The organism is Tahibacter sp. (genome assembly GCF_032229445.1).
Lineage (GTDB): Bacteria > Pseudomonadota > Gammaproteobacteria > Xanthomonadales > Rhodanobacteraceae > Tahibacter.
Genome location: NZ_JAVTWC010000035.1, coordinates 40,999 through 60,087 on the forward strand (window position 1 = coordinate 40,999; position 19,089 = coordinate 60,087).

Here is a 19,089-nt window from a genome sequence, read left to right on the forward strand (position 1 = left end):
GTTGCCGGCATTCTTCGGTTCGTCTCAGCGCGCCACGGTCGCTTCGGCGCCGCGCGCCGCCAGCATGCCGTGGCTGAACAGGTAGCTCGCAGTCTGGTAGTAGCTGATTGCCTCGTCCGCGAGCGCCGCGTCGACCGGCATTTTCGGTTGCACGGCGTTCTTGTCGTAGTCCGGCCTGACGCTGCCGAGATGACTGCCGGGTGCGAGTTCGATGAGCTGGTCGTTGCGCAGATAGCCCAGGCGCTGGTAGTTGCCGATGAAGGCGCGTTCGCGTCCCGGTTCGAGCCGGAAGATGTCGGCACCGAAAAAACGGCTGCGATAGTTCATGCCGAGCAGCCCGAGCACGGTCGGTGCGATGTCGACCTGGCCGATCAGCCGTTCCATGCGTCCGGCCGGGACGTGCTTGGGTGAATACACCAGCAGCGGAATGTGATAGCGGAACACCGGCAGGCTGGCGATGCCGCCGGACGACGCGCAGTGGTCGGCGGTGATGACGAATACGGTGTCGTCGAACCAGGGCTTGCCGCGCGCGCGGCGCAGCAGGTCGCCGATGGCCCAGTCGGTATAACGCACGGCACTTTCTCGCTTGCCCTGCGGTGCGTCGATGCGGCCTTCGGGAAAGGTATACGGACGATGGTTCGACGTCGTCATGATGTGGGCGAAGAACGGCTTGCCCATAGCATGCACGCGGTCGAATTCGCCGAGCGCGAGGGTGTACAGGTCCTCGTCCGCCACGCCCCAGATATTCGCCTGATGGATATTCTCCGGCGCGATGTCGCTGCGATCGCGGACCTCGTAGCCATTGCTGCCGAAGAAGTGATTCATGTTGTCGAAGGCGCCGTAGCCGCCGTAGAGGAATTCCGACACGTAGCCCTTGGCATTGAACACGGTCGCCATGCTGAACAGGCCTTCGTTGCGCGGCCGCTTCACGATGGACTCGCCTGGCGTCGGCGGCACCGACAGGGCCAGGGCTTCGAGTCCGCGCACGGTGCGCGTGCCGGAGGCGAACAGGCGCGTGAACAGCAGCGACTCGCCCGCGAGCCGATCCAGTTCCGGCGTCAGGCTCGGGTTGCCGCCGTAGGCGCCGGAATAGAACGCCGACAGGCTCTCGACGCTGATCAGCACCATGTTGAGCCGGCGCTCCTCGCTGCCGGCGCCACGATCGGAGGTGATGTCGCGCGTGATGTCGAGCGGGTCGTCGCTGACGAACCGCGCGTCCGGCGTCTGCAGCAGCACGCGCAGCTTTGCGAATGCGGTTGCTTCGGGCAGCGTCCTGTAGAAGCGCGCATACGCCAGCTCGCTCGAGCGTACCGCGGCAAAGAATTCGTAGATGCCATTGCCGGCGAGCTGGTTGACGTACTCGTTCGAGGTGCGTTGCTTGAGGTTGCCGTCGACGGCGAACGTGACCAGCACGGTGGCCAGCAGCCAGCCCAGCGCGACCTTGCTGCGCGCGCCGAGCGTGGACGAGTCGTCCCCGGCGCGGCGCCAGCGGCGACCCGCCAGCATGAGCAGCGCCGTCGCGACCAGGATGCCGGCGATGATGCTGCGGACCGGATAGGACTCGCGGATATTGCCGATCACTTCGTTGGTATAGATCAGGTAATCCACGGCGATGAAATTGAAACGTGTCTGGAATTCGTCCCAGAACGTCCACTCCGCACCGGCGACGAACAGCAGCACGAACACGAGCACGAAGCACAGGGTGGCCAGTGCCGCCCGGCCGAAGCGCGCGGCGTACCAGCGCCGCGGCATCAGCCACAGCAGCAGCACCAGCGGCCAGGCGAAATACACGAAGGTCAGCAAGTCGTAGCCGAAGCCGGCGACGAACGCGTACAGCCAGTAGCCTGGCGACGCCGGAATGCCGTCGCCGGTCGCGATCAGCAGGGCCAGCCGCGTCAGCGTCGAGATGCCGATGAAGACCACGACGAGCCAGGCCAGCGGCCGGAATCGCGGCCAGACGGAAGCGATCGTATACAAAGTGCTTTCTCGGGACGGCGCAGGACGGCGCGGGTGGCGACAGCGTCGCCGCGCGCCTGTAAGCGCGCCTCATGCAGATCTCAGGCATGCGTTAACACGGCTGCGAGTCGCGGTCGGAATGCGACGCCCGGGTTGATCTGGATCAACAGCGACATGTCGAATTCCGGCGAACGTGTGGCATGCGCGGCTTCCGTTCGCCGGCTCGATTCGACGGCTTGCGACCCACCGCGCACCAACGCTGACGTCGTACGCCGACGGCGGCCGTGTTCATCCGACCCGGGAGTTGATCCATGAAACTGCTTATTGCTGCGGATGGCAGCGAGCACAGCCGCCGAGCCGTCAGCTACGTCATCACGCATTGGCCAGCGCTCGATCCCCAGCTCAGCGTGGTTCTGTGTCATGGCGATCCGCCGCTGACGCCGCACGTGTCCAATGCGCTCGGGCGGGCCGAGGTCGAGCGCTACCACGCCGACAACGCCGCCGACGCGCTTCGCGACGCCCAGGCGGACTTCGCGGCGGCCGGCATCGCGGTGGAAAGCCGCACGGCCGTGGGTGATCCGGCCGATGTGATCTTGCAGGCGCAGGTGGCGACCCAGGCTGATCTTCTCGTCATGGGTTCGCACGGGCGCGGTGCGTGGCGCAACCTGCTGTTGGGTTCAGTCGTTACAAAAGTACTGGCTCACAGCCCCGTTCCGGTGCTGGTGGTGCGTTAGCAGGGTATTGAGAAGCTGGCCTCTGCCGGTTTTCCGATCCAATGGCGCAAGCGAAACTCGCGCACGTTCTGCGAGAACTAATCGCCTGCGCGCTCGACGCTCGGGCGATCCCTGACGTGACGGGATCGCCCTGGCGGGCTGTCTCTCGATGGCCTCGCTACGAACGGGTGTGAGAAAAGCGGGCTGGATATTCCGGACGGCTTTTGCCGTCTGACGAGGCGCCGTGAGGAGTCGTGCCGCATCAGCGCGACCACAAGCATCGACGTATCGCGGCGAAGACACCGCAATGTCCGGAGACTCAGGGCCGGCAGGTCAGGCTTGCTGGCGGGAGCGGCATGCTGCTTGCGTCGTTCCGATCCGGCAGTCATCGGCGGCCCCCGACGTGCGCAAGCCGTTCGGGGTCGCTCTGCGTCCAACTCCAGACAGTGCCTCGGCCACGGTCGCGTCATGCGGCTCGAGCGCGTTCCTGGGCGGCGCTTCGGCGTCAGGCGGCTGCGGCACGCGCCGGGAAATCCAGCCAGGGCAGGACGGCCGATTCGATGCGTGCCTGGCCCTCGGCTGCCGTCGTCGCAGCCGTCGGGTAAGGGTAGGTGTCCTCACCGAAGCGGGCGCCCAATTGGCGCCACAGCGTCAGCGCGAAACCGGAGCCGACGACCTGGCGCGTGCCGTGCGGCCCCGTGATGTCGTAGGTCTGCCGTTCCCCGCGCAAGGGTCGCAAGGCGTCGGCGACATTGTTGGCAAGCAGGGCGAGGCGAGGTTGGCTGTCCGCGTTCGTGAGTGGCCCGAAGCGCAGGCCGTGGTCGAGAACCGCGCGGGTTTCGGTGACGGAAAGCTGCCCCTCGAAGCGTCGCAACGCGCACGCCGTCGCTTCGGTGCCGACGCCCGCGCCGCGCTCGTGTGCCAGCTGGCTGCTGGCAACGAGGCTGGCGGTGGCGAACAGGCGCGCGGCCTGCTCGGCCGCCGCGACCCCGCTCGCGCCGGTGTAGTCGGCGCCGAGCAAAGCCACGGCATCGGCCAGGCCAACGATGCCCAGCCGCAGCGGGGCGTCTGCGCAGCCGGCCGCCAGACGCACGTCGTCCAGCAGACGCAGCGCCAGCAGCACCGTAGCGGCAAGTGTTTCGACCTGTAAGCCGGCGCGTTCGGTAAACGGCAGGGAGACGAAACGCGCGAGATTGATGGTGGCGCTGAGCCCGTGGCCGGGCCAGGCGAAGCCGGGGGTGCCGGCGCCGGCGAGAATGCGTTCGTCGGGCAGCAGCCGCCAGCTGCTGATCGCGTCACCGATCTGTTGCTCATGCTGCGCCGGCTGGCCCGGGGTCAGCGACGACAGTGCGCCCGTGACCCGCGACCATGTCGCGTCGATGGTCAGGTCGCGCAGTTCGTTGCCTTCGCGCCAGCGAAACCAGGCGTCCCAGGCCTCGACCGCAACCGGGTCGACGAAAGAGGTTGGTGTGGCATGTACGCCGGAGCGATAGCGGAACCCGTAATCCATGGGGCGCACTATGGGATTCAACGGCCAGTGCCGATGTTGAGCCATGTCAATTCCCGGCGACGTTACGCGCTGTTACTCACCGTTGCCGGCGCGTGGTCACCACGTGATTGGCGGTCGCTAGGCTTGCTCCCGTAGTCAACGCCGTCGCCGATCAGGAACCGCCATGAATGCCATGACCACTGCCAACCCCGTTCCGTTTCCGTCGTCGACGCTGCGCCTCGTCGCGGATTCGCTCGACATCAACGCCTTGTCGGCGAACATGGCGGTGCTGCGTCGTCGGGTGCGCGGCGGGCAGGCTGTCTACCGGGCCGGTCAGCCGTTCCGGGCGCTGTTCTTCGTCCATGCCGGGTTCCTTCGCCGCAGCGTCGCGACGGCGGACGGGCGCGAGCAGGTGACCGGATTTCCCATGCGCGGCGAGCTGCTGGGTGTCGAGTCCATCGGCAGCAGCCACTATTCGATCGACGTGATCGCCCTGGACGACTGCGAGATCATCGAGTTGCCGTATCCGGCCGTGCTCGACGCGTGTGCCACGACACCGACCCTGCAGGGCGCATTGACGCAGGCGCTGGCACAGGAACTGCGCCGCGACCAGTACTGGATGCTCACGCTGGGAACGCTGAACGCGGATCAGCGGGTAGCAGCCTTCCTGCAGGATCTTGCCGCGCGTCATCGCGCGCTGGGATTTTCCGCCAGCCATTTCGTGTTGCGCATGAGTCGCATCGACATCGCGAGCTTTCTTGCTCTCAAGCACGAAACAGTTACCCGTGCCCTGTCCCACCTGGCGGCTGCCGGCATCATCGCGGTGGAACGGCGGGAGATCCGTATCGCGTGCGCCGAGCGGCTGGACCGCTGCGCCGGTGGTACCGAGCTGGCACGGTGCGCTGCCTGAGTCCGCTGACTTACCGGTGCTGGTGCAATGCCTCGTGTGAGGCGATCGCCAGATCTTCCTTGCGATAAGGCTTGCGCAGCAGCGGAAATTCGTGCCGTGTCTCCGTGTTGCCCAGTTCGTAGCCCGAGGTCAGCAGTACTGGCAGTGTAGGACGCAGTACACGCGCCGCATGGGCGAGTTCGATGCCGTTCGTGCCGCCGCCCAATACCACGTCACTGAACAGCAGGGCGATGGCCGGATCGTCGCGCAGGTGCTGCAAAGCCTTCTGGGCATCGGCCGCTTCGTGGACGACGTAGCCGAGGGCCTTCAGGAACGCGACAGCGATGCCGCGTACTTCCGGTTCATCCTCGACGACAAGCACCGTTTCGTTGCCGCGCAGACCCGGCTGGGTCCGTTGGACCGCCGGGCTGACAGCGGCGGACGGCGCGAGCGGCAGGACCAGATCCATCTGCGTGCCGTAGCCGAGCTGGCTTTGCGCCACCAGATGGCCGCCCGACTGCTTGACGAATCCGTAGACCATGCTCAGACCCAGTCCGCTGCCTTTGCCCGATTCCTTGGTGGTGAAAAACGGCTCGAAGGCGCGCGCCAGTACCTCCGGTGTCATGCCCAGGCCGGTATCGGAGATGGTCAGGCGGATGTAGTGGCCGGGAGGCAGCTCGACGCCGTCGCTGGTGTCTGCGACGTGGTGCTCCCGGGCGCTGATCGACAGACGGCCACCGCGTGGCATCGCGTCGCGGGCATTCAGGGCCAGATTCAGCAGCGCACCCTCCAGCTGCGCCGGATCGGCGAACACGGCGGGCAGGTCGTCAGGGCAGTCGATCTGCAGCTGGATGGTTTCACCCAGTGTGCGTTCCAGCATGCGGCCGAGTTCGCGCAGCAGTTCTGCCGGCGAGACCGCGTCGGGACTCAGGCGCTGGCGCCGGGCGAAGGCAAGCAGCTTGCGCGTGAGCTCGGCGCCGCGCCCCACGGCGCGCAGCGCGCGCGCGATGGCATCGCTGGCGGCCGGATCACGCTCCGCGAGATCCTCGAGCAATTGCAGGTTGCCGGATATGACAGTGAGCAGATTGTTGAAATCATGGGCAATGCCGCCGGTCAATTGTCCTACCGCCTCGAGGCGCTGCGAATGGGCGAGCTGCTCCTGGGCGTGATGACGCAGGGCCGCCGTCGCCAGCACGTTGGTCACCATGCTGAGGAAGTGGTCTGCGTCGCGCTCGGCCTGCCACGGTGCGCGGCTCAGCACGATCAAGGCGCCCAAGGTGCGGTCGTGATCCAGGATGGGAAAAAGGCGGCCCCCGCCGACACCGGCGCGGGACCACATTGACGCGTACTTTGTATCCTGCAGCCAGGCATCGAGATCAGCCGGACAGTTGTCCGGGCCGAGACCCAAGGCCTCGCAGGCTTTCTCCACGATGTCTTCGTCCGTGCCCTGTACGGCGCTGCTGAGCAGCTGGCCGCGTGGGGAGTGGAACAGCGCGATCCCGACCGCGCGCGCCTGCAGCGCTTCGAGCATGAGTTGGGCGATCTTTTCCCCCATCTTTTCGAAATTGCCGGTCTGCAGGGCGAGCTGGCCGATCTGTGCCGCATAGGCGTCGAAGCGCGCGCGCGCGCGCCTGACGCTGGCGCTGGGTTTCGGAGATGTCGCGTATCGAGGCGGCGAACAGGGTTTCGCTGCCGTTGTTGATGGGGCTCAGCGCGAGTTCCACCGGAAAGTGGCCGCCGCCGCGGCGGCGGCCGACCAGTTCCTGGCCCGCTCCCATGGGGCGCTCGCGCGGACGTTCCATGTAGCCGGCACGGTGGGCATGGTGACGGTCGCGTACCTGCTCTGGCATCAGCAGCTCCACCGGCTGGCCAGCCAGCTCATCCTGTGGGTACCCGAACAGCCGCTCAGCCTGCGGGTTGGCCAGCACGATGCGTCCGTCGCGGGCGACCACGATCATGGCGTCGGGTGCCGTCTCGAACAGCGCGCGATAAAGGGGCGAGGACGCTTCGCCGGGGATGTTCAAGGCTGAAGCTCCACCGCGGGGACGAACAGGTAGCCGGCGCCGCGCACCGACTTGATCAGCGCCGGCCGCTCCGGGTCGGCCTCGATCTTGCGCCGCAGCCGGCCGATCTGCATGTCGATGGCGCGATCGTAGGGACCGGCTTCGCGGCCGTGGATGCTGTTCATCAGGGCGTCGCGCGACAGCACCTGGTTGGGCTGCTGCACGAACGTCCGCAGCAGGTCGAACTCGCCGCTGGTCAGGTCGATGCTCGCGCCGGCGCGGTCGTGCAAGGTGCGGGCGCCGAGATCGAAGCGGAACCCCGCGAATACCGCAACGCGGCGCAATTGATCCGTGGCTGATGGCACGGTGCGAGTCGCCTCGAGCCGCCGCAGCACGCTGCGCACACGCGCCAGCAGTTCGCGCAGGTCGAACGGTTTGGTCACATAGTCGTCGGCACCCAGTTCCAGTCCGACCACGCGATCGACTGCGTCGCCGCGGCCGCTGACGATGATCACCGCACCGTTCCAGTGCTCGCGCAAGTAACGCATCAGCGTCAGGCCGTCGTCTCCCGGCAGGCCCAGGTCGAGCAACACCAGATCCACGCCACCCTCGGCAATGAGTCGGCGCATCTCGCTGCCGTTGGCGGCAAGACTGACGCGCAGACCGTGCTGACCGAGGTAGCGTTCGAGCAGGATGCGGATTTCTTCCTCATCGTCCACGCAAATGATATGTGGAATACGTGCTTCCATCGTGACGCCAGTTGATAGCTCCGCCCACTATAGGCGCGCACCCCCGGGCATGCACCTGCCACGATCGCCACGGCCGGTAGTCCGTGTGTCGTTACCGACCGTTACCGACGGTTGCCCGGCTGTGGTCACTGCGACTTCGCGACGGGACTAGGCTGTGCCTCACGAGTGCGGCGCAGGCCGCTGCTCCTTCCATCGACAAGCGGAATCGCCATGTATCAGGACCTGCTCGTCTATTGCCGCGACCCTGCACGCTGGCCTGATGTCCTGGCCTATGCGCGCTGCCTGCTCACGCCGGGTGCCGGACTCATCGTAAGGCTGCATGATGATTCGTCGAGCGATAGCGAGGTCTGCGCAGCGCCGCTCGAAGGCGGGGTGCTGCTCACTGAGGTCGCGCGGGGAGCGCCGTCGCTGACGGAAGCACTGGTGCAGCATTCGGCCTGGACAGATGCCGTGCTCATCGATGGACTGGACGATCTCACGGTCTGGCGCAGCGTCGTCTGCGACAGCGCGCGGCCGTGTCTGGTTCTGCCCGCACATGATCGTGCGGAGCCGCCGCCGCCCCGGCATATCGGACTGGGCTGGAACGGTTCGCTGCAATGCCGGCGCGCGTTGCACGCGGCGCTGCCCCTGTTGCAGGACGCCACGCGGGTGGTGATGTTCCAGGCCGGCGGCCATGCGGCCGACGCCGATGCCGCGTGCGCCTATCTTGGCCGGCATGGGGTGGGAACGCTCCGGATCGACAGCACTGCCGCGCCGGCTGATGCCTGCGCGCACCTGACCGAACTGTCCCGTCGGCATGAGCTTGACCTGCTCGTACTCGGCGCCTTCCCGCATGTGCGTTTCAGCGAGTGGGACGGCGCGACGACCCTGGCCCGGCTGCTGCGAAGCGCCGACATGCCGCTGTTGCTGGCCCACTGAACCTGCTTCTACGGAGACAAGCATGCGCGATCTGCTGCTACCCCTTACCCGTGCCTATGCGCGGCCGGCGAGTTTCGACTACGCGGCGTGGCTGAGTGCCGAGTTCAAAGCCCCGCTGACGGCCTTGTACGTGATCCAGGCCTTTCTCGGCGGCCCGGTCTTCGATTCCCCGGCGGTCATCTCCGATGCCATCGAATTCCTTCGGGAGCAGCGCCGCGCAGCGGGCGAGGGCAGTGCGGCTTTCGGCGACTGGGCACAACGGCGTGGATTGGATGGGTATCGCTGGCAGGCGGTCGAGGCGCCGTATGAAAAAACCGTCGCCGCCGCCGCCGATTGGCACGATCTGGTCGTGCTGGAAGCCGACGAAGGCAACGAGTGCGCCGATGTCACCACGCTCGGCCAGCTCGTGCTGACCTGCCGGCGACCGTGCCTGGTGGTGCGCAGCGCCGCGGTGTTCGCGCCGCCGCGCCGCATCGCCCTGGCCTGGAACGGTTCTGCCGAGTGCGTACGCGCCGTCCGTTCCGCGCTCGACCTGCTGCAGCGAGCGGAGGAAGTGATCGTGCTCGGTGACGTCGGGCTATCGCGACCGCGGGGTTGCGGCAGCCCGCCCGGCGGCATTACCGCCTACCTCGAGTCCAAGGATGTACCGCTCAGCGCCAGCCGACACCGCATCGACTCCGACGCCGCCGGCGAATCAATGGCACGCGCCGCCGCCGATGCCGGCGCCGACCTGCTGGTCATGGGCGCCTACGGCCATAACCGCCTCAGCGAGTGGATGCTGGGCGGCGCCACGCGCCATCTGTTGCAGCACTCCGCATTGCCGCTGTTCCTGCAGCATTGAAGCCGGCAATTCACGCGACCGCCACGATGCGGAACGGGCGCCCGGTCGATGGGGCGCGTGCTCGCCGGACCGGGCGCGTCCGCATGCGCGGCTGCGTGATTGAAATATTCAGCTTTTTTCTTTGACGATTGGTTTTTTTGTAACAGTCGCTCCGGCGCCCCATTTCGCTTGATGTGGGTCAACTGCGCGGCATTCCTCGGCGCTAGTCTGCATAAATAGATATTTGACCAAAATATAGAATTTGGTCGGATTGGCAGGCTAGGCGCCGAGGTGGCTATGACACAGGCCAAGTGCGGTCGTAAGTCCTTCCTGCGGGTCAGAGCGAAACGCATTGCCGGGCCGTTGTTTCTTGCGCTCGCACTCTGCCTGGCCTGCCACGAAAAGCGCTGCGAAGCGGCTGGGGTTGCTGTTTCCATACACCTCGACGCCGATTCGGTGGAGATCATTCGCGGCCTGCGCAGGGCGAACGGCATCGATCCGCCTGATAGCGCGGCCGATCAACGGTTGGCCATCGTCCTGACGCGCGCCAGCGATCGACGGCGCGAACACGCTGTCGGCGCGCGGCTTCCGGTGAAGCTGCCGTTGGCACCTGCATCCCAGGCTCGGGCCAGTTTCATAGGGACAGCGCCGCAGACCGGCGCCATCGTCCCTGGCGCCGGGTTGTCAGTGGTTGAAAGCAGAAATCCTGCTTTTCTCTACGTGAGCCGCGGCGAGATCGATGGATGCCAACGCTATTCCCGCGCGTACCCGTAAGGTCAGTTCTCTGGCGGCGCAACCCGCAACAGCGCAGCGTCTCGGGCTTTCCCGTCGCCGCCGAAGGATGTGGTCGTGCAAGGACGGGCGGAAGTAATCACTTAATCCAAATATCCACACAGCGCCTCAGCGTGCAGGCGCTGTCCGGGTCGCGCCCCATCGCAACGCGATGACGGCCAGGGCCGCACCGACCGCAGCCAGGGCGGAGTCTTTCTGCGAGTCCCAGACGTCGCCTTGCATGCCGAGATAGGCCTGGCCCAGTTCGCCACCAAATACGCCAGCGGCCGCCGCTTCCACGATCTCGAACAGGGTCGCATGAGAGACGACGAAGAACCACGGCAGCAGCCAGCGCCACATTCCCCGCTGCGGCGCGCGGGCATCGAGCAGCTCCACCGCCATGGGAGTGATCAGCACCCCATAGAGAAAATGCACCCACCGGTCGAAATGGTTGCGCGACGCGGCCAGGCTCCCGTCCGCGCCGAAGCCGGTCAACCAGGAGGGCAGCGGGACTTCGGAATACGTGTAGTGCGCGCCAATCTCATGCAGCACCAGGAATACGAACAGACAGGTGTATGCGGTGTTGGAGAATCGCATTCGGGAATGGCCGGCCACCAGCAGCGGCACGGCGATCAGCACGAGCACGTTTTCGAGCAGCCAGTCCTGACGGTAGCTTGGCGCTATGGCAAGGGCGATCCACGCGATGGCAAATACGGTCAGGAGCAACAACGGATAGCGCGACGACGTATTCCCGGACAGCGCGTTCATGGGCTTCCTTTTGGTGCGGGCATGCGAGTGACGTAGTGCTGCCTCCCGTCGCGGTAAGCAGTAGCAGGACTTCGCCTGTGATGGCGCGTCCACCGGTGGCGGCAGCATCGATCGGGATCAATCGCGGGTCAGTTTAGGGCATTGATTTCGATCAAGCGCGGCGCCTGCGCGTCCGGCTAGTTTCGTCTCCTCGAAGTCACTGCGGAATCCCGTCATGTCCACGATGATGAAAGCGGCTGTCGTGCGCGAATTCGGCCAGCCCTTGCAGATCGAATCCGTCCCTGTGCCGACGCCGGGTCCGGGTGAGGTGCTGATACGGCTGCGGGCCAGTGGTGTCTGCCACACCGACCTGCATGCCGCCGACGGCGACTGGCCTGTCAGGCCCTCGCTGCCGTTCATTCCGGGTCATGAAGGCACCGGCATCGTGGCGGCGCTGGGGGAGGGCGTGAAAAACCTGCGCGAAGGCGATGCGGTCGGCGTGGCCTGGTTGCATGACGCCTGCGGCCGCTGCGAGCACTGCATCGGCGGGTGGGAAACCTTGTGCGAACTGCAGCACAACAGCGGCTACAGCGTGAACGGCACGTTTGCGGAGTACGCGATTGGCGCGGCGGACTATGTCGCGCGCCTTCCGGATCAACCCGATTTCCATGCGCTTGCGCCGATCCTGTGCGCCGGCGTGACGACCTACAAGGGCATTCGCGAAACCGAAGTCAGGCCGGGCCAGTGGATTGCCATCTCCGGCATCGGAGGGCTGGGCCATATCGCGGTGCAGTACGCCAAGGCCATGGGCCTGTTGGTGGCCGCGTTGGACGTGAGTGAAGACAAGCTCGCTCTGGCGCGCTCGCTCGGTGCCGATCTCGCCGTCGACGCCAGCGCCGCCGATGCCGTACCGCAGGTGCTCAAGGCAACGGGCGGCGGCGCGCACGGCGTGCTGGTCACGGCGGTCTCGCTGCCCGCGTTCCGTCAGTCGCTGGAACTGGTGCGGCGGCGCGGCACCGTCTGCCTGGTTGGCCTGCCGCCGGGCGAGTTCGCCACGCCGGTGTTCGACGTGGTGCTCAAGCGCATCACACTGCGTGGTTCCATCGTCGGAACCCGCAACGATCTGGCAGAGGCCATCGACCTGGCGGCCGAAGGCAAGGTGCGCGCGCACTACCACCGTGCTGCGCTGGAAGACATCAACCGCATATTCGCGGAGCTCCGGCAAGGCCGCGTGGACGGCCGTGTGGTGCTCGACCTCGCCTGACCGGCGCACAGACCCGCCGGTTCGTCGCGGCGGGCAGACGACGGACGGCTCAGCCCTCATCCGTGGACGCGGTCGCTTTCGCATCGGGCCGGAGGGCAGTGTCGAGGCTGGCCAGCCATCGCTGGCTTTCGCCGAGGTAGTCCGAGGCCGCATCGGCCGCGACATCGCACTGGACGCAGAAGATCTCGGCTGCGCTGCGGCAGCAGGCGAGCTGGACCATCGTGTCGAGATCCTTCTCCCAGCGTTGCCTGGCAAAACGCAGCAGTTCGCTGTTCCAGTGCCGGGCCAGCTGCAGCCAATCCTGTCCGACTGTGCCTAAGGCGCCTGACGGTATTTCCAGGCCGGGCAGCCAGGTGCCGGCCTTCGTCGGTGTCGCGGAGCGGGTGGACTCGACCATGGGGAAATCCTCGCTTTGTTGCGGAAACCAGAGCGTAGGCCGAGGAGCGCCTGCGGGAATTGACGCGTGTCAATCGGGCGCGAGCGTTGACGCAGATCAAGCACCTAAGCTCTGCAACTCGCTAGCGTGGCCGGCTCAGTAGTACGCAACGGCCGGTGGTCGGGCTGCGCCGTTGCCGGTCCCCTGTATGCTGCAGGGACAGCCGCGTTGCCGCGGGTATCGCTGGCGGATGCGCGTCGCAACTCCATGCCGGCACCGCGTGCGAGCGCTGCTCCCGCCGGCTGACCGGTGACGCCGTCGACGCAACCCTAGCTGGTGAAAATACCGAGGTGAAAACGTGCTCGAAACTCTGGTCGACGCGGCCTGCGCGCTGCCGCCGCTGCGCACAGCGGTAGTCCATCCCTGCGATCCGGCATCCCTGGCGGGGGCGTTGCAGGCGCAGTCGCGCGGGCTGATGCAGGCCGTGCTGGTCGGCCCGCGGGCGCGCATCGCCGAAGTGGCGCAACAGGCCGGGCTGGATCTGGCCGGAACGGAGCTCATTGACGCGCCGCACAGCCACGCTGCAGCCGATCGCGCCGTCGAGCTGGTGCGTGACGGACGCGTGGCGGCGCTCATGAAGGGCGCCTTGCACACGCAGGAACTGATGCAGGCTGTGGTCGCGCGGGAGTCCGGGCTGCGCACCGGCCGGCGCATGAGCCATGTGTTCGCGCTGGAGGTGGAGCTTTACCCACGGACGCTGTTCATCACCGACGGGGCCCTGAACATCGCCCCGGGCTTGCTGCACAAGCGCGACATCGTGCAGAACGCGATCGATCTCGCACAGGCGACCGGCGTGGCCACACCGAAGGTCGCGCTGCTTTCCGTGTCGGAAGAGGTTGATCCGGCCGTCACTTCGTCGCTGGACGCAGCGGCCTTGTGCAAGATGGCGGATCGTGGACAGATCAGCGGGGCGCTGCTGGAAGGGCCGCTGGCGATGGACAACGCCATTTCACCGCAGGCGGCGGCAGCCAAAGGCATAAGCTCGCCGGTCGCCGGCTGTGCCGACATCCTCCTGGTGCCTGACCTGGCGTCGGGCAACATGCTGGTCAAGCAGCTCGTCTATCTGTCCGGTGCGCGCACGGCTGGCCTGATCATCGGCGCGCGCGTGCCGATCATGCTGAGCAGCCGTGCCGATGGCGTCGCCGCCCGGATGGCCGCCTGCGCGCTGGCGCAGCGGCTGCTGCAGCACAGGGCGGCCAAGCCATGAGCGACGATATCCTGGCGTTGAACGTGGGTTCGTCGAGCCTGCGCTTTGCGCTGTTCGACGCGGCCGATCTTGCGCTGCGCCTGCGTGGACATGTGGATTTTGGCCATGCCGTTGCGCGCACATCGCTGAGCGGGCCGCTGGCCGGACAACTGGGCGACTTCGTCGTGGCGGGACAGGATGCGGGTGAGGCCGTCGAGCACCTGATCGACAGTCTGCACAGCGGTCTGCCGCAGCTGTCGCTACGCTGTGCGAGCCACCGCATCGTGCACGGCGGTGACCTGGAGCCACGGCCGCATCGGATCGATGCGGGGCTCATCGAGCGCCTGCAGCGCTGGGCGCCGATGGCGCTGCTGCATCAGTCGGTGGCCTTGCAAGCCGTGTCGCGCCTGGCGCAGCGCTGGCCCGACCTGCCGCAAGTGGCCTGCTTCGACACCACCTTCCACGCCGATCAGCCGGAGCTGGCCCGATGCTATGCGCTGCCGCGCCAGTACACGGAAGCCGGCATCCGTCGCTATGGCTTCCATGGTCTCGCCTGCGAATTCATCGCCGATGCACTGCCGCGCCTGGCTGGCCCGGCGGCGGACGGTCGCGTCGTCGTCGTCCACCTGGGCTCCGGCTCCAGCCTGTGCGCGCTGCAGCAGCGGCGCAGCATCGCCAGCAGCATGGGTTTCAGCGTGCTGGACGGCCTGCCCATGGGAACGCGCTGCGGCAGCCTGGACCCGGGCGTGGTCCTGCACTTGCTCAGCACCTGCAATTTGTCCGTGAAGGACGTCGAAGACCTGCTGTACCGCCGTTCCGGCCTGCTCGGTGTTTCCGGTGTCAGCGCCGATATGCGTGTGCTGGAAGCCAGCACCGATCCGCATGCGCGGCAGGCTCTCGATCTGCTGGTATACCGCGCGGTGGCCGAAATCGGCGCGATGGCTGCGCGCCTGCAGGGGCTGGATGCGATCGTATTCAGCGGCGGCGCCGGCGCCGGCTCTCCGTCATTGCGCGCGCGCATCGCGGAGCGCTGCCATTGGCTCGGCGTCGAACTCGATGCTGCCGCCAACCAGCGGGGCGACGAATGCATCAGCCTTACCGGCACGCGCGTTGCGGTCTACGTGGTACATGTCGACGAAGAGCTGATGCTTGCCCGGGCTGCCCAGGGCGCTGATCTGGCCGGTTGTTGAGAAAGCAGCGCAGGCGCCTTGCTCGAACGGCGCGAGCCGCGCTTGCCGTGTCCTGCGGGAAGCCTTCGCTCGCGCGCTCTGCTCGCGGGCGATCCCCTCCATTTCGCGCTGGCTGGCTGTGGAGCAACAGTCTTGCCAGCGTGCCGCCGCGGGACCACGAATTCGCCAGCGCAGCGACTAGACCACGCGCGAGCGCAGCAGCAAATGTCGTGTCATCGGCCGCAGGGGGTCGCGGTACTCACGCAGGAAGCAGCCGCATCGCAGATGCGGCTGAGGTATCACAAATTGCGTGGCGTCCGCCTTCCGTCAAAGCTTCAGCCGGTGTATGACCTGCGCGCCGTCATCGGGGTCCGGCTCGCGCCGGAAGCCCAGCGATTCGGCCAGATCGCGCATGGCAAAGTTCTCGGCCGAATCCAGCGAAATCATTTCGTCGATGCCGCGCTCACGCGCGATGTCGATCAGGTGGTTCATCAGCAGCGTGCCCAGGCCCTGGCCGTGGTAGTCGTCGCTGACGGCGACCGCAGCTTCGCAGGACTGTCCGTCTTTGGAAACGCTGAAGCGGGCGACACCGATTTCCCGTGCCGTGCCGCCGAAGTCGGCAATCGCGGCAAATGCAACATCACGCACATAGTCGATATCGGTCAGCCCACGGATCATCTCGTCGCTGGGGCAGCCGATCTGGCCGAGGAAGCGGAAGCGGCGCGACTGCGCGGACAGGGATTCGATGAACGCGCGTTCGAGCGCGGCATCGCCCTTTCCCAGCGGACGGATGGTGACCTGCGAACCGTTGCGCAACGTGTGTGTCCATTGCGGAGATTCGGCGCTCATCGGCAGGGCTGACAGGTTCTGCGGGGGAGAGGTGCCATTGCTGTTGCTGGATGGGTTCATGAGCGACTCCGGTAGCGGGGCGTGAGCAACAGGATGCGCTTTGCAGCACGGGCCGACTTGATGCGGATCAACTCGATGCCGGTGCCGTGGAAGCGGGATTCAGCGCGGTGCCGGCGCAGCTGCGGCCGGTAGCGCTGCGATCAGGCGGGTGAGCAGGTCGATCTGAGCCTGCTGCTGTTGCAGCAGTACCGCCAGATGGTCGCTGCGCAGGGCGTCCAGCTTGTCGTGCAAGGCCATGATCTCGATCTCGGCCTTCACGTTGACTTCGTAGTCGTAGACGGCCATCTGGCGGTCTTTGGCCGCCTGCCGGTTCTGGCTCATCATGATCACGGGGGCCTGCAGCGCTGCGAGCATCGACAGGATCAGGTTGAGAAAGATGAAGGGATAGGGATCGAATGCCAGCGCACGCGGCAGTTGCGTGTTGAGCACGCTCCAGCCAATCAGGAACAGCCAGAACAAGCCGATGAAGACCCACGAACCGCCGAAGCGCGCGACGCGGTCGGCCATGCGCTCACCGAAACTGGCCGCGACTTCCGCGTGCGCGCCGGGGGCCGTGGCGATGGCGCGGCGATCCGCGGCGTGGGTCAGCGCCCGCCGCGTGCTGTGATCGAGGTCGGCGAAGCGTCGGCCGAACCAGCGTGTGGCGGAGTCCAGATAATGTGGATGTGTGGAAGACATCGGGAACTCCGGGGAATTGGTGCTGCGGGCAATGTGCCTCAGCGGACAGGAACGGCCGCAGCGTCTGAGCCCAGCAGGTCGACGCTGTCGCGGTACTCGGGGATGTGTGCCGGCCAGTCCAGTTCGTGCTTGATGCGCAGGCGCAGGGCATCGGCGGCGTCCGGCTCGCCGTGGGTGATGAACACTCCGCGCGGCCGTTCCGGTGCACTGCGCAGCCACGCCATCAGTTCGTCCGAGTCGGCATGGGCGGAGGCCGCCTGCAGCGAGATGACTTCGGCGTTGATGCTGACCTGTTCGCCATGAATGCGCAGGCTGCGTGCCCCGCCTGCCAACGCCGCGCCACGCGTACCGCCTGCCTGAAAGCCCGCCAGCACGATCGCATTGCGCGGGTCCGGGCCGAAGGCGTGCACATGGTGCAGCACGCGTCCGCCGGTCAGCATGCCGCTGGCCGACACCACGATCAGCGGTCCGCTACGGGCGTTCAGTGCGCGCGACTCGTCGGCGCTGCCGACGATCTGGACACGCTCGCGCAGCAGGGCGAAATCCTCGCGGCCCAGGGCGTGTTCTCCCGCGAAACGCTCGTACAGGGCGGTGACGTCGGCCGCCATGGGGCTGTTGAGATACAGCGGCACGCGAGGCAGATCGCCGCGCTGCTGCAGGCGCGCGATGAGCAGCAACAGCAGTTGCGCGCGGCCGACCGCGAATGCGGGCAGGATGATGGCGCCGCCGCGGGCCAGCACGCGCCGGCATACGCTCGACAGCTCCTGCTCCAGATTGTCGCCGCCGTGACGGCGATCGCCGTAGGTCGATTCGACGACGATCCAGTCCGACGCCGCCGGTGGCGAGGGCGGCGGCATCACAGGATCGTGACTGCGGCCGATGTCGCCGCTGAAGGTGATGCGGGTGGCGGCGTGTTCGAGCGTGACCGCGGCGGCGCCGAGGATGTGCCCCTGCGGACGCAGGCGTGCGCGCAGCCCGGGCACGGGTTCGAAACTGCGCTCCCAGGCGGCTGGCCGGATCAGCCGCAACGCCTGCTGTGCCTGGGCTTCGTCGTACAGGGGCTCGGCCGGATGATGCTTGCTGTAGCCGTTGCGGTTCGCGTGATTGGCATCTTCTTCCAGCAGACGCGCCGAATCGGGCAACAGGATTCCGCACAGGGCACGCGTGGCGCGCGTGGCCCACACGGTTCCCTTGAAGCCCTGCGCGACCAGGCGCGGCAAGTAGCCCGAATGATCCAGATGGGCGTGGGTCAGCACGATCGCGTCGATGCTGGCTGGATCCACCGGAAACTCGGCCCAGTTGCGCAGTCGCAACGGCTTGTAGCCCTGGAACAGACCGCAGTCGACGAGGATGCGTCGGCCGTCCGCTTCGACCAGATATTTGGAACCGGTGACCGTGCCGGTGGCGCCGAGAAACGTGAGACGGAATTCGCTGCGTTTGCGTGCGGATTTTCGCGGGGTCATGACTGGCTTTCCTAGGCTTGCCCTGCCGCGCTCAGTGGCGCAGCAGCAGCGGCAGGGTGGACTGTCCCAGCAGGTGGCGGGTCGCTCCGCCGAGCATCCACTCGCTGAAGCGGCTGCGCCCATAGCCGCCCATCACGAGCAGGTCGGCGCGTTGCAGATGCGCGGCCTCGAGCAGGGCGGGCCCCGCGGCGTCGCCGGATTCGGCAATGCCTTGCATCTCGGCCTGCACGCCATGGAACGCAAGATAGGCGTTCAGATCGAAGGGCGGCAGCCAGCCGATCTCCGCGTAGGTATCACGCAGTTCGCCGCGCAGGATGACGATGCGGCGCGCGCGCTGCAGCAGCGGCTGGGCGGCGTGGATCGCGCGCAGGGCTTCGACGGTCCCGTTCCAGGCCAGGGCGATGCAGTCGAACTGCGCCGGGCCTTTCCAGGCCGGCGGCAGCAGCAGGAGTGGAAGACCACAGTGCAGCAGGATCTGGCCAAGCTCAACGTGACTGTCCGCCACACCGGCATCGCGTGCCATCACGAGCAGGTCGTGCCGGTTTCCCAGGCGCTGAAGCACAGTCCACGGATTGCCTTCGGCCACCTGCCAGGCAGCGGCATGCACGCCCTGGGCCTTGGCCCAGGCGATGAACGCATCGCCGGCCGCATAGGCATCCGTTTCCGCTTTGCGCACGCTTTCCAGGATCATCGCGAACGTATCGGCTGCACCATAGAGACCGCTGGGGACGGCCGGTGTGGGGTAGATGTTCAGGCCCGTCAGGCGCGCGCCGAGATGGACGGCCAGACGCGCGGCGAAACCAAAGTTTGCCTCCCAGTCATCGTGGCGGTCTGCAAGCGCAAGCAGGTCGTTCATGGCGTCACTCCGAGGATGGCGAGTCACGCTAGCGCCGGGCCTGACAGGCAGTGTTGATTTACGTCAAGCGCTG

The 19,089-nt window shown here is 66.7% G+C and carries 19 protein-coding genes; 9 read left to right on the forward strand and 10 right to left on the reverse strand.

Annotation, left to right across the window (positions count from 1 at the left end; all coding sequences use genetic code 11):
• Nucleotides 1–24 precede the first annotated feature (24 nt).
• Entirely contained in the window at nucleotides 25–1,977 is a 1,953-nt protein-coding gene (locus RUU78_RS07615) for a sulfatase-like hydrolase/transferase (RefSeq protein ID WP_313915241.1), read from the reverse strand.
• 290 nt (nucleotides 1,978–2,267) lie between these two features.
• On the opposite strand from RUU78_RS07615, the gene RUU78_RS07620 reads away from it, so the two are divergent.
• Nucleotides 2,268–2,690, forward strand: coding sequence for a universal stress protein (locus tag RUU78_RS07620; RefSeq protein WP_313915243.1), 423 nt, complete (start codon nucleotides 2,268–2,270; stop codon nucleotides 2,688–2,690).
• 484 nt (nucleotides 2,691–3,174) lie between these two features.
• Here the strand turns inward: RUU78_RS07620 and RUU78_RS07625 are convergent, their stop codons facing one another.
• Complete coding sequence (locus RUU78_RS07625) at nucleotides 3,175–4,224, reverse strand: hypothetical protein (protein WP_313915244.1); 1,050 nt, start codon at nucleotides 4,222–4,224, stop codon at nucleotides 3,175–3,177.
• A 118-nt stretch (nucleotides 4,225–4,342) separates the two neighbouring features.
• Here RUU78_RS07625 and RUU78_RS07630 point away from each other — a divergent pair, with 118 nt between their 5' ends.
• Nucleotides 4,343–5,068 (forward strand): Crp/Fnr family transcriptional regulator, encoded by a 726-nt coding sequence (locus RUU78_RS07630; protein WP_313915246.1) that lies wholly within the window; start codon nucleotides 4,343–4,345, stop codon nucleotides 5,066–5,068.
• Nucleotides 5,069–5,078: 10 nt separating this feature from the next.
• Here RUU78_RS07630 and RUU78_RS07635 read toward each other — a convergent pair whose 3' ends face one another.
• Nucleotides 5,079–6,602, reverse strand: coding sequence for an ATP-binding protein (locus RUU78_RS07635; RefSeq protein WP_313915249.1), 1,524 nt, complete (start codon nucleotides 6,600–6,602; stop codon nucleotides 5,079–5,081).
• 175 nt (nucleotides 6,603–6,777) lie between these two features.
• Between RUU78_RS07635 and RUU78_RS07640 the strand changes: the two genes are divergently transcribed.
• Nucleotides 6,778–7,077 (forward strand): hypothetical protein, encoded by a 300-nt coding sequence (locus RUU78_RS07640; RefSeq protein WP_313915251.1) that lies wholly within the window; start codon nucleotides 6,778–6,780, stop codon nucleotides 7,075–7,077.
• Here the strand turns inward: RUU78_RS07640 and RUU78_RS07645 are convergent.
• Nucleotides 7,068–7,799: a response regulator gene (locus RUU78_RS07645; protein WP_313915253.1), complete on the reverse strand. Its 732-nt coding sequence runs from the start codon at nucleotides 7,797–7,799 to the stop codon at nucleotides 7,068–7,070. The genes RUU78_RS07640 and RUU78_RS07645 overlap by 10 nt on opposite strands.
• 210 nt (nucleotides 7,800–8,009) lie before the next feature.
• On the opposite strand from RUU78_RS07645, the gene RUU78_RS07650 reads away from it, so the two are divergent.
• From RUU78_RS07650 to RUU78_RS07660, 3 genes are all read left to right on the forward strand, one after another.
• A complete protein-coding gene (locus RUU78_RS07650) occupies nucleotides 8,010–8,717 on the forward strand; it encodes a hypothetical protein (protein ID WP_313915254.1) in 708 nt (235 codons plus the stop codon).
• A 22-nt stretch (nucleotides 8,718–8,739) separates the two neighbouring features.
• Complete coding sequence (locus RUU78_RS07655) at nucleotides 8,740–9,558, forward strand: universal stress protein (protein WP_313915255.1); 819 nt, start codon at nucleotides 8,740–8,742, stop codon at nucleotides 9,556–9,558.
• Between the two features lie 276 nt (nucleotides 9,559–9,834).
• Nucleotides 9,835–10,311: a hypothetical protein gene (locus RUU78_RS07660; RefSeq protein ID WP_313915257.1), complete on the forward strand. Its 477-nt coding sequence runs from the start codon at nucleotides 9,835–9,837 to the stop codon at nucleotides 10,309–10,311.
• 126 nt (nucleotides 10,312–10,437) lie between these two features.
• On the opposite strand, the gene RUU78_RS07665 is transcribed toward RUU78_RS07660, so the two are convergent.
• Nucleotides 10,438–11,184, reverse strand: a complete 747-nt coding sequence (locus tag RUU78_RS07665; RefSeq protein ID WP_313915259.1) for a DUF2238 domain-containing protein — start codon at nucleotides 11,182–11,184, stop codon at nucleotides 10,438–10,440.
• Between the two features lie 106 nt (nucleotides 11,185–11,290).
• Here RUU78_RS07665 and adhP point away from each other — a divergent pair, with 106 nt between their 5' ends.
• Nucleotides 11,291–12,319, forward strand: coding sequence for an alcohol dehydrogenase AdhP (adhP, locus tag RUU78_RS07670; protein ID WP_313915262.1), 1,029 nt, complete (start codon nucleotides 11,291–11,293; stop codon nucleotides 12,317–12,319).
• Nucleotides 12,320–12,368: 49 nt separating this feature from the next.
• On the opposite strand, the gene RUU78_RS07675 is transcribed toward adhP, so the two are convergent.
• Nucleotides 12,369–12,716 carry a hypothetical protein gene (locus RUU78_RS07675; RefSeq protein WP_313915263.1) on the reverse strand — a complete coding sequence of 116 codons (348 nt, stop codon included), beginning with the start codon at nucleotides 12,714–12,716 and terminating at the stop codon, nucleotides 12,369–12,371.
• A gap of 337 nt (nucleotides 12,717–13,053) precedes the next feature.
• Between RUU78_RS07675 and RUU78_RS07680 the strand changes: the two genes are divergently transcribed.
• Both RUU78_RS07680 and RUU78_RS07685 read left to right on the forward strand, forming a co-directional pair.
• Nucleotides 13,054–13,962, forward strand: a complete 909-nt coding sequence (locus RUU78_RS07680) for a bifunctional enoyl-CoA hydratase/phosphate acetyltransferase (RefSeq protein WP_313915266.1) — start codon at nucleotides 13,054–13,056, stop codon at nucleotides 13,960–13,962.
• Complete coding sequence (locus RUU78_RS07685; RefSeq protein WP_313915268.1) at nucleotides 13,959–15,131, forward strand: acetate kinase; 1,173 nt, start codon at nucleotides 13,959–13,961, stop codon at nucleotides 15,129–15,131. Before RUU78_RS07680 ends, RUU78_RS07685 begins: the two co-directional genes overlap by 4 nt.
• Nucleotides 15,132–15,437: 306 nt before the next feature.
• Here the strand turns inward: RUU78_RS07685 and RUU78_RS07690 are convergent, their stop codons facing one another.
• The 4 genes from RUU78_RS07690 to RUU78_RS07705 all read right to left on the reverse strand — a co-directional run bounded on the left by RUU78_RS07690 (nucleotide 15,438) and on the right by RUU78_RS07705 (nucleotide 19,016).
• Entirely contained in the window at nucleotides 15,438–16,019 is a 582-nt protein-coding gene (locus RUU78_RS07690) for a GNAT family N-acetyltransferase (RefSeq protein ID WP_313915270.1), read from the reverse strand.
• A 99-nt stretch (nucleotides 16,020–16,118) separates the two neighbouring features.
• On the reverse strand, nucleotides 16,119–16,697 hold the full coding sequence (locus RUU78_RS07695; RefSeq protein ID WP_313915272.1) for a DUF1003 domain-containing protein: 579 nt from the start codon (nucleotides 16,695–16,697) through the stop codon (nucleotides 16,119–16,121).
• A 38-nt stretch (nucleotides 16,698–16,735) separates the two neighbouring features.
• Nucleotides 16,736–18,160: an MBL fold metallo-hydrolase gene (locus RUU78_RS07700; protein WP_313915274.1), complete on the reverse strand. Its 1,425-nt coding sequence runs from the start codon at nucleotides 18,158–18,160 to the stop codon at nucleotides 16,736–16,738.
• A gap of 31 nt (nucleotides 18,161–18,191) precedes the next feature.
• Complete coding sequence (locus RUU78_RS07705; protein ID WP_313915276.1) at nucleotides 18,192–19,016, reverse strand: universal stress protein; 825 nt, start codon at nucleotides 19,014–19,016, stop codon at nucleotides 18,192–18,194.
• Nucleotides 19,017–19,089: the final 73 nt, after the last annotated feature.

Bases quoted from the DNA above. Each gene is read 5' to 3' on its own strand.
- RUU78_RS07620 (WP_313915243.1), top strand. From the start codon at position 2,268: ATGAAACTGCTTATTGCTGCGGATGGCAGCGAGCACAGCCGCCGAGCC.
- RUU78_RS07625 (WP_313915244.1), bottom strand. From the start codon at position 4,224: ATGGCTCAACATCGGCACTGGCCGTTGAATCCCATAGTGCGCCCCATG.
- RUU78_RS07630 (WP_313915246.1), top strand. From the start codon at position 4,343: ATGAATGCCATGACCACTGCCAACCCCGTTCCGTTTCCGTCGTCGACG.
- RUU78_RS07635 (WP_313915249.1), bottom strand. From the start codon at position 6,602: ATGGGGGAAAAGATCGCCCAACTCATGCTCGAAGCGCTGCAGGCGCGC.
- RUU78_RS07645 (WP_313915253.1), bottom strand. From the start codon at position 7,799: ATGGAAGCACGTATTCCACATATCATTTGCGTGGACGATGAGGAAGAA.
- RUU78_RS07650 (WP_313915254.1), top strand. From the start codon at position 8,010: ATGTATCAGGACCTGCTCGTCTATTGCCGCGACCCTGCACGCTGGCCT.
- RUU78_RS07655 (WP_313915255.1), top strand. From the start codon at position 8,740: ATGCGCGATCTGCTGCTACCCCTTACCCGTGCCTATGCGCGGCCGGCG.
- RUU78_RS07660 (WP_313915257.1), top strand. From the start codon at position 9,835: ATGACACAGGCCAAGTGCGGTCGTAAGTCCTTCCTGCGGGTCAGAGCG.
- RUU78_RS07665 (WP_313915259.1), bottom strand. From the start codon at position 11,184: ATGCTGCCGCCACCGGTGGACGCGCCATCACAGGCGAAGTCCTGCTAC.
- adhP (WP_313915262.1), top strand. From the start codon at position 11,291: ATGTCCACGATGATGAAAGCGGCTGTCGTGCGCGAATTCGGCCAGCCC.
- RUU78_RS07675 (WP_313915263.1), bottom strand. From the start codon at position 12,716: ATGGTCGAGTCCACCCGCTCCGCGACACCGACGAAGGCCGGCACCTGG.
- RUU78_RS07685 (WP_313915268.1), top strand. From the start codon at position 13,959: ATGAGCGACGATATCCTGGCGTTGAACGTGGGTTCGTCGAGCCTGCGC.
- RUU78_RS07690 (WP_313915270.1), bottom strand. From the start codon at position 16,019: ATGAACCCATCCAGCAACAGCAATGGCACCTCTCCCCCGCAGAACCTG.
- RUU78_RS07695 (WP_313915272.1), bottom strand. From the start codon at position 16,697: ATGTCTTCCACACATCCACATTATCTGGACTCCGCCACACGCTGGTTC.
- RUU78_RS07700 (WP_313915274.1), bottom strand. From the start codon at position 18,160: ATGACCCCGCGAAAATCCGCACGCAAACGCAGCGAATTCCGTCTCACG.
- RUU78_RS07705 (WP_313915276.1), bottom strand. From the start codon at position 19,016: ATGAACGACCTGCTTGCGCTTGCAGACCGCCACGATGACTGGGAGGCA.